This is a genomic window from Microbacterium aurum (genome assembly GCF_016907815.1).
GTDB lineage: Bacteria > Actinomycetota > Actinomycetes > Actinomycetales > Microbacteriaceae > Microbacterium > Microbacterium aurum.
Map to the genome: position 1 here is coordinate 1,387,179 of NZ_JAFBCQ010000001.1, position 14,352 is coordinate 1,401,530.

At 70.9% G+C, this 14,352-nt stretch carries 15 protein-coding genes; 10 read left to right on the forward strand and 5 right to left on the reverse strand.

Features of this window, described 5'->3' with window-relative positions; translation table 11 throughout:
- Positions 1-150: 150 nt before the first annotated feature.
- Complete coding sequence (locus JOD60_RS06955; protein ID WP_076689778.1) at positions 151-1,101, forward strand: aldo/keto reductase; 951 nt, start codon at positions 151-153, stop codon at positions 1,099-1,101.
- A gap of 334 nt (positions 1,102-1,435) precedes the next feature.
- On the opposite strand, the gene JOD60_RS06960 is transcribed toward JOD60_RS06955, so the two are convergent.
- Entirely contained in the window at positions 1,436-2,098 is a 663-nt protein-coding gene (locus JOD60_RS06960) for a TetR family transcriptional regulator (protein ID WP_076689780.1), read from the reverse strand.
- A gap of 110 nt (positions 2,099-2,208) precedes the next feature.
- Between JOD60_RS06960 and JOD60_RS06965 the strand changes: the two genes are divergently transcribed.
- From JOD60_RS06965 to JOD60_RS06985, 5 genes are all read left to right on the forward strand, one after another.
- Positions 2,209-3,219, forward strand: a complete 1,011-nt coding sequence (locus tag JOD60_RS06965; RefSeq protein WP_076689782.1) for an SDR family NAD(P)-dependent oxidoreductase — start codon at positions 2,209-2,211, stop codon at positions 3,217-3,219.
- Positions 3,220-3,310: 91 nt separating this feature from the next.
- On the forward strand, positions 3,311-3,808 hold the full coding sequence (locus JOD60_RS06970; RefSeq protein WP_232321715.1) for a GNAT family N-acetyltransferase: 498 nt from the start codon (positions 3,311-3,313) through the stop codon (positions 3,806-3,808).
- Between the two features lie 54 nt (positions 3,809-3,862).
- The gene (locus JOD60_RS06975; RefSeq protein WP_076689784.1) at positions 3,863-4,972 is read left to right on the forward strand and encodes a DNA glycosylase AlkZ-like family protein; all 1,110 of its coding nucleotides are present in this window, start codon (positions 3,863-3,865) and stop codon (positions 4,970-4,972) included.
- A gap of 113 nt (positions 4,973-5,085) precedes the next feature.
- Complete coding sequence (locus tag JOD60_RS06980) at positions 5,086-6,387, forward strand: O-acetylhomoserine aminocarboxypropyltransferase/cysteine synthase family protein (protein ID WP_076689786.1); 1,302 nt, start codon at positions 5,086-5,088, stop codon at positions 6,385-6,387.
- Positions 6,384-7,706 carry an LLM class flavin-dependent oxidoreductase gene (locus JOD60_RS06985; protein ID WP_076689789.1) on the forward strand — a complete coding sequence of 441 codons (1,323 nt, stop codon included), beginning with the start codon at positions 6,384-6,386 and terminating at the stop codon, positions 7,704-7,706. The genes JOD60_RS06980 and JOD60_RS06985 overlap by 4 nt, the downstream gene beginning before the upstream one ends.
- A 170-nt stretch (positions 7,707-7,876) precedes the next feature.
- Here the strand turns inward: JOD60_RS06985 and JOD60_RS06990 are convergent, their stop codons facing one another.
- Genes JOD60_RS06990 through JOD60_RS07005 form a run of 4 tightly spaced genes read right to left on the reverse strand, consistent with a single transcriptional unit; the run spans position 7,877 to position 11,053 of the window.
- Positions 7,877-8,788 (reverse strand): ABC transporter substrate-binding protein, encoded by a 912-nt coding sequence (locus JOD60_RS06990; RefSeq protein WP_076689791.1) that lies wholly within the window; start codon positions 8,786-8,788, stop codon positions 7,877-7,879.
- Between the two features lie 11 nt (positions 8,789-8,799).
- On the reverse strand, positions 8,800-9,525 hold the full coding sequence (locus tag JOD60_RS06995) for an ABC transporter permease (protein ID WP_076689793.1): 726 nt from the start codon (positions 9,523-9,525) through the stop codon (positions 8,800-8,802).
- Complete coding sequence (locus JOD60_RS07000) at positions 9,522-10,211, reverse strand: ABC transporter permease (RefSeq protein ID WP_076689797.1); 690 nt, start codon at positions 10,209-10,211, stop codon at positions 9,522-9,524. The genes JOD60_RS06995 and JOD60_RS07000 overlap by 4 nt, the downstream gene beginning before the upstream one ends.
- Positions 10,208-11,053 carry an ABC transporter ATP-binding protein gene (locus JOD60_RS07005; RefSeq protein WP_076689800.1) on the reverse strand — a complete coding sequence of 282 codons (846 nt, stop codon included), beginning with the start codon at positions 11,051-11,053 and terminating at the stop codon, positions 10,208-10,210. Before JOD60_RS07005 ends, JOD60_RS07000 begins: the two co-directional genes overlap by 4 nt.
- A 94-nt stretch (positions 11,054-11,147) precedes the next feature.
- Between JOD60_RS07005 and JOD60_RS07010 the strand changes: the two genes are divergently transcribed.
- The 4 genes from JOD60_RS07010 to JOD60_RS07025 all read left to right on the forward strand — a co-directional run bounded on the left by JOD60_RS07010 (position 11,148) and on the right by JOD60_RS07025 (position 14,343).
- Positions 11,148-12,590: a dihydrolipoyl dehydrogenase family protein gene (locus JOD60_RS07010; RefSeq protein ID WP_076689802.1), complete on the forward strand. Its 1,443-nt coding sequence runs from the start codon at positions 11,148-11,150 to the stop codon at positions 12,588-12,590.
- 313 nt (positions 12,591-12,903) lie between these two features.
- Positions 12,904-13,623: a hypothetical protein gene (locus tag JOD60_RS07015; protein WP_157127882.1), complete on the forward strand. Its 720-nt coding sequence runs from the start codon at positions 12,904-12,906 to the stop codon at positions 13,621-13,623.
- A 22-nt stretch (positions 13,624-13,645) separates the two neighbouring features.
- Complete coding sequence (locus tag JOD60_RS07020; RefSeq protein WP_076689806.1) at positions 13,646-14,140, forward strand: DUF2975 domain-containing protein; 495 nt, start codon at positions 13,646-13,648, stop codon at positions 14,138-14,140.
- Positions 14,140-14,343, forward strand: a complete 204-nt coding sequence (locus tag JOD60_RS07025; RefSeq protein ID WP_076689810.1) for a helix-turn-helix domain-containing protein — start codon at positions 14,140-14,142, stop codon at positions 14,341-14,343. The genes JOD60_RS07020 and JOD60_RS07025 overlap by 1 nt, the downstream gene beginning before the upstream one ends.
- Positions 14,344-14,352 lie beyond the last annotated feature (9 nt).

Below are 14,352 nucleotides of genomic sequence, written 5' to 3' on the forward strand. Positions count from 1 at the left end.
CGGTGCCAACCGTACGCCGCCGCGTTTCATTCCGGTGAATGGATGCCGCGGCATCCGGCCTCGCATGCGTGCGCCTCGGCGTCCGCCCACGCGCCGACGCGCGGCGTCACGTCCGGAATACCCGGCGCGGGCGCGTGCTTGGATCGGAGCATGACCCGCATCGCGCACACCGACCTCGACGTCTTCCCCCTCGCCCTCGGCGGCAACGTGTTCGGCTGGACCGCCGACCGTGACGAGTCCTTCCGCATCCTCGACGCGTTCCACGCCGGCGGCGGGAACTTCATCGACACCGCCGACTCGTACAGTGCCTGGGTGGCGGGGAACGCCGGCGGCGAGAGCGAGCGGATCATCGGCGCCTGGCTCGCCGACCGCAAGCCCGACGGCGTCACCGTGGCGACGAAGGTCAGCCAGCATCCGCAGTTCAAGGGCCTCGCGGCAGCGAACGTCCGCGCCGCGGCCGAAGCCTCGCTCGAGCGGCTCGGCGTCGAGTCGATCGACCTGTACTACGCGCACTTCGACGATGCAGAGACCCCGCTGGAGGAGACCGTCACCGCCTTCGGCCAGCTCGTCTCGGACGGGCTGGTGCGCTACACCGCCGTGTCGAACTACTCCGCCGACCGCATCCGCGAGTGGGTCCGCATCGCGCGTGATCTCGGCGTCGCAGCCCCCGTCGCCATCCAGCCGCACTACAACCTCGTCCACCGCGAGATTGAGGACGACATCGTGCCGGTGGCCGAAGAGCTGGGGCTCGGACTCGTGCCCTACTTCTCGCTCGCGAAGGGCTTCTTGACCGGCAAGTACCGCTCCACCGAGGCGGAGGGGGAGGCTTCGCCGCGCGCGGCGGCCGCCGCACAGTACGCGACGCCGCAGGGGCTGCAGATCCTCGAGGTGCTCGAGCGCATCGGCGCAGCCCACGAGGTGTCGATCGCCGCGACGGCGCTCGCGTGGCTGCGCGCCAAGCCCACCGTCATCGCCCCCATCGCCTCGGCGTCGAAGCTCTCCCAGGTTCCGGACCTCCTCGACGGTGGCCGCGTCGAGCTCACCGCCGACGAGGTCGCCGAGCTCGACGCCGTCTCGGAGTGGACGCCGACCGACATGTGACGCCCCGGCGCCCCGCGCCCGCGCAGCTGCCCAAGCGCCGCGCCCAAGCGCCGAGTGCGCCCGTTCTCGCCCAGCGCGCCCGTTCTGGCGCCCGCAGAACGGGCCCGGTCGCGCGCAATGGGCGCACTCGGAGACAGCAACCGGGACAGGGACAGCGGCGGCGGGGACAGCGGCGGCGGGGAGAGCGGCGCCCCGCGCGCCCGTGCCCAAGCGTCGAGTGCGCCCGTTCTCGCCCAGTGCGCCCGTTCTGGTGCGCGCAGAACGGGCGCACTCGCGCACAGTGGGCGCACTCGGCGACAGCAACAGCAACAGCGGCGGCGGCGGCGGGGACAGGTCAGGGCCGCAGGCGCTCCATCGCGGCGAGGAACGCGTCGATGTCGAACGCGAACTGCTCCTCGCCGTAGTTGTCCACCCGCGCATCGATCAGCGTCCGCAGCGCGGCGTAGCCCTCGCGCTCGCTCATGAGCGCCTGCCGCAGATCCTCCACCTGCGGGTGGCCGCCCTCGCGGGAGCCGATCACGGCGTCCTGCGCGAAACCGCGGCAGATCGTCACGAGCAGGTGCATCGCCCGGCTCACGGTGACCGGCGCGAATCCTGCCGCGAGCATGCGCTCGGCGATCACGTCGGCGGGTCCGGTGATGGCGAGGTCGCGGGGGCTCGTGAACCGGAAGTACGGCAGCCACGGCCCGACGTCCACGAGGCTTCGCCACATGCTGCGGGCGTAGGCGCGGCAGGCGTCCTGCCAGGTGTCGCCGAGGTCGAGGCGGTCGGCGGCGACGCGGGTGCGGAATGCGTCGATGGCCAGCAGTTCGAGAAGGCTCTCGCGGTCGCTCACGTAGTGGTTGAGGGCCTTGCGGTCCACGCCCAGCCGCGTGGCGACACCCTGCATCGTGAGATCCTCCGGTGCGATGCCGCGCGCCGCGTCGATGATCGTGTCGAGGTCGAGCCCCGCCCGCGCACCGCGGCCGCGGCGCGGTAGAGGCGTAGGTTCGGGCACAATGCCGATCCTAATCGCCCTCGGCTACCATTTCCCGCACGGGAATAGTTTTTCCCGGCAGGGAATTGAACAAGGTGAGCCCGTCCCGAGGCTCACGAAGGAGATCGACCATGTCAGAGAAGACACCCCTCACCGCATCCAGCTCCATCGGCGACTGGCTCGACAGCGAGATCGGCGGCCCGCTCGTGCGCGGACTGCTCGCCGCGTCGGGCGCCTCGGCGGATTCGCTCGCCCCGCTGCGCGGACTGCCGCTGCAGCAGCTCGTCGCGCTCAGCCAGGGCCAGATGCCGCAGTCGGTCGTCGACGACCTCGTCCTGAAGGCCAACGACGGCGTCATGCCCGAAGCGGCCGCGACCGGCTGGACCGAGAAGATCACGCCCGGCCGCTTCGCCGGGAAGACCGTCATCGTCACCGGCGCCGCCAGCGGCATCGGGCGCGCCACCGCATCCCGCGTCGCTCGCGAGGGCGGCCGCGTCGTCGCCGTGGACGTGTCGGCCGACCGACTGGCGGAGTTCGCGTCGTCGCTGACGGATGCCGAGGTCATCACGGTCGCCGGCGACATCACCCAGCAGGAGTCCATCGACGCGATCGTCGCGGCGGCCGGGGAGCGTATCGACGCGCTCGCCAACGTCGCAGGCATCAACGACGACTTCTCGCCGCTGCACGAGACGACCGACGCCATGTGGGACCGGGTCATGGGCGTCAACGTCACGGGGGCGTTCAAGCTGACCCGCGCCGTCCTGCCCGCGATGATGGCCGCGGGCGCCGGCTCCGTCGTCAACATCGCGTCCGAGGCGGGCCTGCGCGGTTCGGCCTCGGGCAACGCGTATACGACGAGCAAGCACGCCGTCATCGGCCTCACCCGCTCGGCGGCGTTCATGTACGGCCCCCACGGCATCCGCGTCAACGCCGTCGCCCCCGGCGGCGTCGCCACCGGCATCCCGTTCCCGCCGCACGTGTCCGAGGCGGGGAAGGCCCGGCTCCAGCCGTTCCAGGCCTCGATCCCGACCCTGGCCACGGCGGAGCAGCTCGCGGCATCCATCACCTTCCTGCTCTCGGACGACGGCGTGAACCTCAACGGCGTCGTGCTCCCGAGCGACGGCGGCTGGTCGGTGCAGTAATCGGCCGGCACCGGCCCGCCGTCTAGGCTGGGCCGGTGCCTGCACTCTTCCCGACCGCACCCGCCGCCCGCCTGTCGCCGCAGGTGCACGCGTGACCGCCGCGCTCGCCGGCGGCGCCGTGCTGCGTGAGGCGCGCCCGGGCGATGAGGACGGGATCCTCGCCCTCATCCACGCGCTCGCCGTCTACGAACGCGAGCCGGATGCCGTGGCGAACACCGCCGAGATGCTCGCCGACACGCTGTTCGGCGCCGAGCCGCGGGCCTTCGCCCACGTCGTCGAGCGGGAGGGGCGGATTGTGGGGATCGCGATCTGGTTCCTCACGTACTCGACGTGGACCGGCCGGCACGGCATCTGGCTCGAAGACCTCTACGTCGACGAGGCCGAGCGCGGCGCCGGCCACGGCACGGCGCTCATGCGCGCGCTCGCGGCCGTCTGCGTCGAACGCGGCTACGCGCGCTTCGAGTGGACGGTGCTCGACTGGAACGCCCCCTCGATCGCGTTCTACCGATCGCTGGGCGCGGAGCCGATGGACGAATGGACCACGCAGCGCCTCAGCGGCGACGCCCTCGCCGCGCTCGCCGCCGTCTGACGCCTCGGCGACCGGCCGTCGCCCGCGTCGCCGCCCCGGCGTAGCGTTGCGCGCATGAGCCGCACCGCGCCCAAAGAACCCGTCATAGAGCTCAGCCGCGACGAGGCCCGGCGGATCGCCGTGCGGGCGCAGCTGCTCGACGCGCAGCGCCCGGGAGATGTCGTCGAGGTCGCCGAGCAGATCGGCGCGATCAAGATCGACCCGACGGCGACGATCGCGCCGGCGGAGCAGACCATCGCGTGGAGCCGGATCGGCTGGTCGTACGAGCCCGGTCAGCTCCGCAAGGCCGTCGAGCAGGACCGACTGCTGTTCGAGTACGACGGCCACGTCCGGCCGGTGTCGCTGCTGCCCGCGCATCTGGCGCGCATGCGCGCCCGCGTCTTCCGCGCGCAGGCGTCGGAGTGGATGGCCGCCAACGCCCGCTTCCGCGCCGACGTGCTCGCGCGCCTGCGCGCCGACGGCCCCCTGCTCGCGGCGCAGATCCCCGACACGAGCCAGGTGGCGCACCGCAACGAGGCCGGCTGGTACGGCTCGAACCAGGTGCCGCGCATGCTCGAGCTGCTGTCGTACCTCGGCGAGGTGGGCATCGTCGGGCGCGAGGGTCGTCAGCGAGTGTGGGACATCGGCGAGCGCGTCTTCGCGGACGTTCCGGTGCTCGACGCCGACGAGGCGGGGCGGATGCTGGACGAACGGCGGCTGCAGGCGGCCGGCATCGCCCGGCAGAAGTCGCCGTGGACCCCCGTCGGAACGGCGGGCGTCGCGGCATCCGTCGAAGGATCGACGTGGAAGTGGCGGGTCGATCCCGCAGCGCTCGAGAGCCTCGACGACGATCCCGGCGGGCGCGTCGCGATCCTGAACCCCTACGACGGGATGCTGTTCGACCGCCCGCGGCTGGCCGAGCTGTTCGGCTTCGAGTACGTCCTCGAGCAGTTCAAACCGAGAGCGCAGCGCGTGTACGGGTACTTCGCACACCCGATCCTCGTCGGCGACCGGTTCGCGGGGCTGCTCGGCGCCGAGCTCGACAAGAAGAAGGAGAACCTCGTCGTCGCCGCCGTCCACGAGATCGCCGACCTCGAGGCGGAGGAGCGCGAGATGGTGGATGCCGAGGTGCAGGACCTCGCCGAGTGGCTCGGCGTGCCGCTCGTCTTCGCCGCGACGCGCTGAGCGCCTGCCCGCGTGTCATACGGCGACACGGGATTCGTCGGACCGGTGACCCACCGGCGACGATGGTCGAGTCGGGCGTGAGGATGCCGCCGCGACACCGACAGGAGGGTGCCATGGGCAGGCGAGGATTCACGACGCGTCAGGTGCACGAGCGCGCGCCGCAGGCGGCGGCGACGCCCCGGGCGACCCCGATCTACCTGACCGCCGGATTCGAGTTCGACGAGTACGAGCAGGCCGCCGCCCATTTCGGCCAGGGTGAGGGCTACGCGTACACGCGCATCGGCAACCCCACGATCGAGACCGTCGAGCACACCCTGGCCGCCCTGGAAGGCGGCTCGCAGGCGCTGCTGCTGGCGACCGGCCAGGCGGCGACGTCCGTCGCGCTGCTCGCTCTGCTCGAGTCGGGGCAGCACGTCGTGTCGTCGGCGCACATCTACGAGGGAACCCGCGGCCTGCTGCGCGACAACCTGTCACGGCTCGGCATCACGACGACGTTCGTCGACGACATCCGCGACCTCGGCGCGTGGGAGGCGGCCATCCGACCCGAGACCCGGGTGCTGTTCGCGGAATCCATCTCCAACGCCGCCAACCGCCTCATCGACACGACCGCGCTCGCCGACGTCGCGCGACGCCACGGCATCCCTCTCGTCATCGACAACACCTTCGCGACGCCGTACCTCATCCGCCCGCTGGAGCTCGGCGCGGACGTGGTCATCCACTCGACGAGCAAGTTCCTCGCCGGTCACGGCAGTGTGCTCGGCGGGGCGGTCGTCGACAGCGGCCGCCTCGACCCCGCCCGGGCCGCTGAGCTGTTCCCGCATCTGGCTGCGCCCGGCCGAGGCGGCACGCCCAGTCTGCTCGAGCGCGCCGGCGGCGATGCGCGCATCGCGTACGCGCGGGAGGCCGTCGCGGCGCGCTTCGGCCCCACCCCGTCGCCGCTGAACGCCTTCCTCATCGGCCAGGGCATCGAAACGCTCAGCCTGCGCGTCGCACGCCAGAGCGCCAACGCGCTCGCCGTGGCCCAGTGGCTGCAGGACCGTCCCGAGGTCGAGAGCGTCGACTACGTGGGACTGCCATCGCACCCCGACCACGACATCGCCGTGCGCGACCTGCCGGACGGCTTCGGATCGGTGTTCACCCTGACCCTGCGGGGCGACGCTGACACCGCGCGCCGGTTCGTCGAGGCGCTCGAGGTCTTCACCCACATGACCCACCTCGGCGACGTGCGCTCCCTCGTGCTGCACCCGGCATCCACCTCCCACGCCTTCCTCAGCGACGCCGAGCGCGCGGCCGTCGGCGTGCACCCCGGCACCCTGCGGGTCTCGATCGGGATCGAGGATGCCGCGGACCTCATCGACGACCTCGCGCACGCGCTCGCCGCGGCCAGCGACGTGTCCGTCGCGGTCGTGGCATGAGCGGTGCCCGGCTGCAGCACTTCGGCTGGTTCCTCGCGCGCGGCTTCGGACCGCACGGGTGGGGGCATCCGTACCTCGACTGGGATTGGGACTGGACGCGTCCGGACCTGTACCAGCAGTCCGCCCGCGAGCTCGAACAGGCCGGCTTCGATTTCGTCCTGATCGAGGACGCGCCCTCGCTCGGTTCGCCGCAGACGATCGACCTGCGGGTGCGGCACGCGTTCGGCGGCCCCAAACACGACCCGCTGCTGCTCGCGCCGTACCTGTTCCAGGCGACGCGCGCGCTGGGCGTCATCCCGACCGTCAATCCCGCGGCGTACCTGCCGTACACGGCCGCGCGGCAGTTCGCGACGCTGCAGCACCTGAGCGGCGACCGGCTCGGGCTCAACGTCGTGACCGACACCGCGAGCGCCCGCCACTTCGGCGACGCCCCGCAGCTGGGCCATGACGCCGCCTACGACCGGGCGGAGGAGTGGCTCGCCGGCATCCGTGCCCTGTGGCGGTCGTGGGACGAGGGCGCGCTCGTGCGGGATGCCGCCTCCGGCGTGTACGTGGACGGGTCGCGCCTGCACGCGACCGCCCACCGCGGCGACTACTTCGCGTTCGACGGACCGCTGAACGCCGTGCCGTTCACCGCCGGTGAGCCCGTCATCGCGTCGCCGGGAGGGTCGGGCCGGGGCCTCGGGTTCGCCGGGGCGAACTCCGACATCCAGCTCGCGCTGGCGCCGCTGCACGAGAAGAGCGTGCGCGAGTACCGCGCGAAGATCCACGCCGCCGCGATCGAGCGCGGCCGCCGGCCGGAAGACATCAAGATCCTGTTCGCGATCCAGCCCGTGATCGTCGCATCGCCCGAGGAGGCCGACCGGGTGGTCGCGGCATCCCTCGCCCCCTCGGACGCGACGCTGCGCCTCATCGCGCAGCGGCAGTCCAGCGACCTCGAGACCGACCTGACGGCGCTCGACCTCGACGCTCCGCTGGATGCCGGGATCTTCGGCGACCATGTCTCGCACGGGTCGATCCGCCGGCTCACCGGCGACCGCGACGTGGCCACGACGCCGCTGCGGGTGCACCTCACGGCGCTCGCGCGGCTCGGACGGCTCTCGGACCGCTCCGGCTTCGTCGGCACCGCCGAGGAGTTCGCCGACCTCATCGAGGAGCTCGGCGAGTGGGGCAACGACGGGGTGCTGCTGTGGGGCGACCTGCACCCGGTGACGATCCACCGCACCCTGGACGAGCTCGTTCCCGTGCTGCGTCGCCGCGGCATCCTGCGCCGGGAGCTGCTCGGCGACGGCCTGCACGCCAACCTGCGCGCCTTCTGACTCTCGTCGGGTGACGCCAGCCCGCTCGCGGGGTCGCGTGTGGTCGCTATGGGGCGCTGATTCCGACCACATGCGACCCGCCGAGCGTGGGTCAGCGACCCCGCGCGCAGCCACGGCAGACGGCGGAGGGCCCGGCATCCCCGAAAGGATGCCGGGCCCTCCGCGACGGATCAGTTCAGGTTGTTGGCGGCGAGCCAGTCCTTCGCGATGTCCTCGGGCGAGCGCTGGTCGACGGTCGACTCGACGTTGAGGGCGACGAGGCCCTCCGGCGTGAGCTTGGCGCTCACGGGGTTGATCACGTCGGCGATCTCATCGGCGACCGACGTGCTGACGACGGGGACGACGTTCGATGCGAGGAACAGGCCCTCGGGGTCTTCCAGCGTCACGAGGTCCCGCGTCTGGATGCGCGGGTCGGCGCTGTAGACGTTCGCGACCTGGATGTTGCCGGCGACGAGCTCGTCGACGGTCGTGTCGGCGGTCGCCGAGAAGGTGACATCGACGCCGTACTTCTCCTTCAGGCCCGTCGGACCGTAGGGGCGCTCCTCGAGCTCGGGGGCACCACCGAGCACGAGCGGCGTGATGCCGGCGAGGTCGCCGATGCTCTTCAGGTTGTGCTCGGCGGCGAACGCGGCGGTCACGTTGTACGAGTCCTGGTCGGTCGCGGTCGACTGGTCGAGCACGGTCAGGCCGTCGGGCAGGGCATCCTTCAGCGCGGCGTACACTTCGTCGGACGTCCTCGCGGTCGTGTCCGCGTCGAAGAACTGCAGCAGGTTGCCGGTGTACTCGGGGAACAGCTGGATCGAGCCGTCCTCGAGCGACGGGATGTACGCGTCGCGCTGGCCGATGCGGAACTGACGATCGACGGTGAAGCCGGCGCCCTCGAGCGCCTGCGCGTAGATCTCGGCGATGATCTCGTTCGAGTAGTAGTCCTGGCTGCCGACGACGATCGTGCCGGATGCCGCGGTGTCGGTCGAGCCCGAACCGCTGTCGAGCGGGTCGCCCGACGCGCAGGCGCTGAGGGTGAGTGCGGCGACGGCGGCGAGCCCGGCGGCGAGCGTCAGGCGGGAGCGGATGCGTGTCATGGTGATGCCTTTCAGGGTGCAGTGATGGCGGGTACGGGACGGGTGCGGGTCTTGCGCGCGGGACGCGCGCGTGCGGTGACGCCTCGGGGGACGACGAACCGCTGCAGGAGCGCGAACAGTCCGTCGAGGACGAGGGCGAGCACCACGACGACGATCGAGGCGCCGAGCACCTGATCGAATCGGCGCAGCGGGATGCCCTGCAGGATGAAGAAGCCGACGCCGCCGAGGCCGATGTACGCGGCGATCGTGACGGTCGCGACGACCTGGAGGGTCGCCGAGCGCAGGCCCCCGATGAGCAGCGTCAGCCCGAGCGGCACCTCGATGCGCCAGAGGACCTGCCACTCGGTCATGCCGACGGCGCGGCCGGCGCTGATGACGCTGCGGTCGATCGCCTCGAATCCGGCGTAGGCGCCCGCGAGGATCGACGGGATCGCGAGCACGACGAACGCGACGACGGCCGCCTCCGTCTTGTAGACGACGCCGATCAGGAGGTAGAGGAGCACGACGAGGCCGAGCGTCGGGATCGCCCGGGCGGCACCCGAGAGCGCGACGGCGAACTCGCGACCGCGGCCGGTGTGACCGATCGCCCAGCCCGCCGGGATCGCGATGACCGCGGCGATCGCGATCGACCCGAACGTGAACGCGAGGTGCTGCCAGATCGCGGTCGGCAAGGTCAGCGACCCCGTCAGCCGGTCGGGGGAGAAGATCCAGGCGAAGGCGTCGAGGAAGAGGTTCATGCGACCACCTCCACGGCAACTCGCTGCATGGCCCGCCGCTCGCGGCGGCTCTCGCGCCGCGGTGCCCACGGCATGAGCAGGCGTCCGAGGACGATCAGTACGACATCGACGACGAGGGCGATCACGACGACCGCGATGACGCCCGAGAGCACCTCGGGGATGATGCGGCGTTGCGAGCCGTCGGTGAACAGGTAACCGAGGTTCTGCACGCCGATCAGCGCGCCGACCGTCACGAGCGAGATCGTCGAGGTCGCCGTCACGCGCAGGCCCGCGAGCAGGACGGGCCCCGCCAGCGGCAGGTCGACCGTCCAGAACCGTCGCCACGCGCCGTAGCCGACCGCGATCGCCGCTTCGCGCGTCACGGGGTCGACCGACGCGAGCCCGTCGGTCGTCGAGCGCGTCATGATCGCGACGGCGTAGATCGTCAGTGCGACGATGAGCGTCGTCTCAGACCGCAGGCTGAGCCCGAACGCGGCCGCGACGACGGCGAACAAGCCGAACGAGGGGATCGTGTACAACAGGCCTACGGTCGTCAGGATCGCGCCGCGCCAACGCGTGTAGCGGAACGCGAGCCAACCCAGAGGCAGCGCGATCACGAACCCGACGACGATCGGGATGACGCTCTGCCGCAGATGCGGAAGGCTCAGTCGCCAGATCAGGTCGAGGTTGTCCCAGATCCAGCTCACGCGCTGCCCTCCGCGGCGGATGCCCCGGCATCCGTCAACACACCCTGTGCGCGACCCGTCGCGTCGACCACGATGGTGCCGTGGTCGGTGCGCTTGAGTGAGAGGGCTCGGGCGCCGCGCTCGGCGCCGATGAACTGGGCGACGAATGGGCTCGCGGGGTTCTCGATGATCTCGTCGGGCGTGCCTACCTGCGCGATCCGGGCGCCCTTCTCGAGGATCACGACCTGGTCGCCGAGCAGGAACGCCTCGTCGATGTCGTGCGTGACGAACACGACGGTCTTGTCGAGGTCGCGCTGCAGGCGCCGCGTCTCGGTCTGCAGCTCTTTGCGGACGATCGGGTCGACGGCGCCGAACGGCTCGTCCATGAGGAGGATGTTGGGGTCGGCCGCGAGGGCACGCGCGACGCCGACGCGCTGCTGCTGGCCTCCGGAGAGCTGCCGCGGGTAGCGGTCGGCGAGCGCGCGGTCCAGCCCGACGATGTCGAGCAGCTCGAGGGCGCGCTGGCGGGCCTGCTTCTTGGGCACCCCGTTCAGCACCGGGACGGTGGCGACGTTGTCGATGACGCTGAAATGCGGGAGCAGTCCGGCATTCTGCAGCACATAGCCGATGCCGCGGCGCAGCTTCACCGGGTCGCGACCCGTGATCGACTCGCCGTCGATCGTGATGTCTCCGCTCGTCGGCTCGATGAGCCGGTTGATCATGCGCAGCAGCGTCGTCTTGCCGCAGCCTGAGGATCCCACGAACACCGTGGTCTTGTGCGCGGGCAGCACGAGACTGAAATCGTCCACCGCGACGGTGCCGTCAGCGAAGCGCTTCGTGACGGAGCGGAACTCGATCGCCATACGTCCTCCGGGTCGGATTCTCCACCCAACCACATGCTTCCGACATCGCCCAGGGGGTTGGCACACGCCGTCACACTCGGGTAAGGCTGGGCGCATGGATGCTGCAGAGTACGACCTCATTGTCATCGGAGCCGGCCCCGTCGGCGAGAACGTCGCCGACCGGGCGGTGCAGGGCGGGCTGTCGGTGGCGATCGTGGAGAGCGAGCTCGTCGGCGGGGAGTGCTCGTACTGGGCGTGCATGCCGTCCAAGACGCTGCTGCGCGCCGGGGCGGCGCTCGCCGCGGCCGTCGACGCGCCGGGAGCGCTGCCGGCGGCATCCGGCCCGCGCCGCGTCGACGTGGCGGCCGTGCTGCGCCGCCGCGACGAGATCGTGCACGAGTGGAACGACGCCGGGCAGGTGCAGTGGCTGCAGGATGCCGGGATCGAGCTCGTCCGCGGACACGGGCGGCTGACCGGCGAGCGCGAGGTGACGGTCGCGCGCGACGGTGCGGATGCCGCACGCCTCCGCGCCCGGTACGCGGTCGCGGTCTGCACCGGCTCGGCGGCGCTGCTGCCGGACATCCCCGGCCTCGCCGACGCGCGGCCGTGGACGTCGCGGGAGGCGACGGCCGTGCAGCAGATGCCGGAGTCGCTCGTGATCCTCGGCGGCGGCGTCGTCGCGTGCGAGATGGCCACGGCGTACGCGTCGTTCGGCGTCGCCGTGACGGTGCTCGCGCGCTCCGCCCTGCTGCACGGCGTCGAGCCGTTCGCGGGGGAGTTCGTGACGGATTCGCTGCGTGCGGCGGGCGTCGACGTGCGCACCGATGCCCAGGTGACGGCGGTGGTGCGCGAGGACGATGGCCGCGTGCGGGTCGATCTGTCGGAGGGGGAGAGCGTCACCGCATCCGAGATCCTCGTCGCGACCGGTCGGGTGCCGCGCACCGGCGACCTCGGACTCGAGGCGGTCGGGCTGGAGCCGGGCGCCTGGCTCGACGTCGACGACACGCTGCGGGTGCGCGGCAGCGCGTGGCTCTATGGCGTCGGTGACGTCACGCACCGGGCGCTGCTGACCCACCAGGGCAAGTACCAGGCGCGGGCCGCCGGCGACGTGATCGCGGTCCGCGCGCACGGCGGCGAGGTCGACGACGCGCCGTGGGGCGCGCACGTGGCGACCGCCGACCACGACGCCGTTCCGCAGGTGGTGTTCACCGCACCGGAGGTCGCCGCGGTCGGGCTCACGGCGGCGCAGGCGGAGGAGCGCGGCATCCGCGTCCGCGCGCTCGATGTCGACCTCGCGCAGATCGCCGGCGCCAGCACCCGAGCCGCGCACTACCGCGGCCAGGCGCGCGCCGTCGTCGACGAGGACCGCGGTGTGCTCGTCGGGGCGACGTTCGTGGGGGAGGATGCCGGGGAGATGCTCCACGCGGCGACGATCGCGGTCGTGGGCGAGGTCCCGCTGCACCGGCTGTGGCACGCGGTTCCGGCCTACCCCACGCTCAGCGAGGTGTGGCTGCGCTGGCTCGAGGCCTACGGCCGCGAGTCGGCCGTGTCGACCTAGAGTCTGAGGCGCGAAGCGACGAAAGAGCTTCGACCTGCCTGCTCCCAAGTAGTACCGACTTTCGTCGCATAGACGGCTCGACGATCGGCACGTCAACCGTCGCAGGCGGTGCGGCGACCGTTATCGACTGCGTGGCCTACCCCACCTCGTTCAACTGCGGGCTGGGCGTCGTTGCTACTCTCAGCGGCCCCGGTTTGGGCTTGCTTCGCTACGCACGGGTTGCTGACGGTACGCTCGATCTCTTGCGTGGCGCTCCGAAGGCTGGGCTGCTTCCCGCTGGAATTGCAGCTGCGATCGGAGGATTGCCGTCACTATGGGAATGAACCCCAAACGGACCACTGGCTCGAAACGTCGCCCGGCTCAAGTATTGGCGTGGACAGCGGCCGGAATCGCGTTGTCGGTTGCGACGATACGACTCTTTGTCGGCGCGAGCGCTGGGCGGGACTTGGGGGCGTTCGCGATCGTTGTCGCGGTGCTCCTAGCACTGTTCTTCATAACCCTCGTTACGATTCTTGTCCTGTTGTCGTTGCGGCGTTCGCGGCGCCGCGGGCTCATGTCTTTGCGCGAGCGGTACCCCGATGCCGTCGTGCTGCCGGTGAGCGTCGGGAAGGACCAGTCGCAGGTTCTCCGAGACATTGGTCGGGTCTCTCGAGGGTTCCACCCACCCCAGGAGGCGAAGGCAGTGGTTTCCAAAGAGGGCTTCGCTCTCTGGAACAGCCGCGGATCGTCTCTCATCGCGGTGGCGTTGGACCCACCCGTTCGGTACCAGCCCGGAAACTACACCACACTGGCGGGGACCTTTCGAACGCTGAACGTGGACTTTCTGAAGGGCGGCGAACGCGTTGAGCTCACTCTCTTCCCGCTCGATGAGAACAGCGGCTTCATCCCGCGGCAACTTGATTCTGCCGCGCTGGATCAAGTCGTTCGACAGCTCAATGGTGAGCTCGGCGTGCGTGCGCTGGCTCGAGGCCTACGGCCGCGAGTCGGCGGTGTCGTGACGCGAGGACCACGCCGATCTATTGACTATCGATAGCTAATCTATCGATAATCGATGCATGGACCTCGATCTTCCGCGCCCCGCACTCGGACTCGTCATCACCACCCAGGTGTTCCTGGGCATCCTGTTCGTCGTCGGCCTCGCCGCGATCGCGCTGCTTCCCGGCTTCTCCTCGAGGGTCGCGATGAGCCTTCCGGAGTACGCAGAGCTGCGCGACCCGCTCCTCGCGATCGCGATCTCCGTCACGATCCTCGGCCTCATCGCCCTCGCCATGGTCGCGCTGCTCGTGCACCGCATCTACGCCGGCACGATGCTGACTCGAACCTCGCTGCTCTGGGTCGATGTCATCGTCGCCACGCTCTTCTGCGCGGTGGTTCTCGACATCGTGGGTGTCGTCGCGATCAGCAACGCTCAAGCCGGCAATCCCTTTCTCGGCATCGTCCAGGCAGTGGCCTGCCTCACCGTCGTCGCGCTCGCCTGCATCACCCTCGTTCTCCGGTCGCTGCTGCGGGGCGCGATCGTGATGCGCGCCGAACTGGACGACGTCGTGTGATGGCCATCCGCATCACCATCGACCACATGCTGGCGCGCCGCGGCATGAGCGTCGGCGAGTTCGCGGACAGGGTTGGCATCACCCCCGCGAACGTCGCCGTGCTGAAGAACGGCCGCGCGAAGGCCGTCCGGTTCTCGACCCTCGACGCGATCTGTCGCGTCCTCGAATGCCAACCCGGCGACATCCTCCATCACGAGGGCTGATGCCCCCTG

What these genes read in the sequence shown, in the direction of transcription:
- JOD60_RS07010 (WP_076689802.1), top strand. Translation starts at nt 11,148, where the DNA reads ATGGATGCTGCAGAGTACGACCTCATTGTCATCGGAGCCGGCCCCGTC.
- JOD60_RS07020 (WP_076689806.1), top strand. Translation starts at nt 13,646, where the DNA reads ATGGACCTCGATCTTCCGCGCCCCGCACTCGGACTCGTCATCACCACC.
- JOD60_RS06955 (WP_076689778.1), top strand. Translation starts at nt 151, where the DNA reads ATGACCCGCATCGCGCACACCGACCTCGACGTCTTCCCCCTCGCCCTC.
- JOD60_RS07025 (WP_076689810.1), top strand. Translation starts at nt 14,140, where the DNA reads ATGGCCATCCGCATCACCATCGACCACATGCTGGCGCGCCGCGGCATG.
- JOD60_RS07005 (WP_076689800.1), bottom strand. Translation starts at nt 11,053, where the DNA reads ATGGCGATCGAGTTCCGCTCCGTCACGAAGCGCTTCGCTGACGGCACC.
- JOD60_RS06990 (WP_076689791.1), bottom strand. Translation starts at nt 8,788, where the DNA reads ATGACACGCATCCGCTCCCGCCTGACGCTCGCCGCCGGGCTCGCCGCC.
- JOD60_RS06965 (WP_076689782.1), top strand. Translation starts at nt 2,209, where the DNA reads ATGTCAGAGAAGACACCCCTCACCGCATCCAGCTCCATCGGCGACTGG.
- JOD60_RS06975 (WP_076689784.1), top strand. Translation starts at nt 3,863, where the DNA reads ATGAGCCGCACCGCGCCCAAAGAACCCGTCATAGAGCTCAGCCGCGAC.
- JOD60_RS06980 (WP_076689786.1), top strand. Translation starts at nt 5,086, where the DNA reads ATGGGCAGGCGAGGATTCACGACGCGTCAGGTGCACGAGCGCGCGCCG.
- JOD60_RS06995 (WP_076689793.1), bottom strand. Translation starts at nt 9,525, where the DNA reads ATGAACCTCTTCCTCGACGCCTTCGCCTGGATCTTCTCCCCCGACCGG.
- JOD60_RS06985 (WP_076689789.1), top strand. Translation starts at nt 6,384, where the DNA reads ATGAGCGGTGCCCGGCTGCAGCACTTCGGCTGGTTCCTCGCGCGCGGC.
- JOD60_RS07015 (WP_157127882.1), top strand. Translation starts at nt 12,904, where the DNA reads ATGGGAATGAACCCCAAACGGACCACTGGCTCGAAACGTCGCCCGGCT.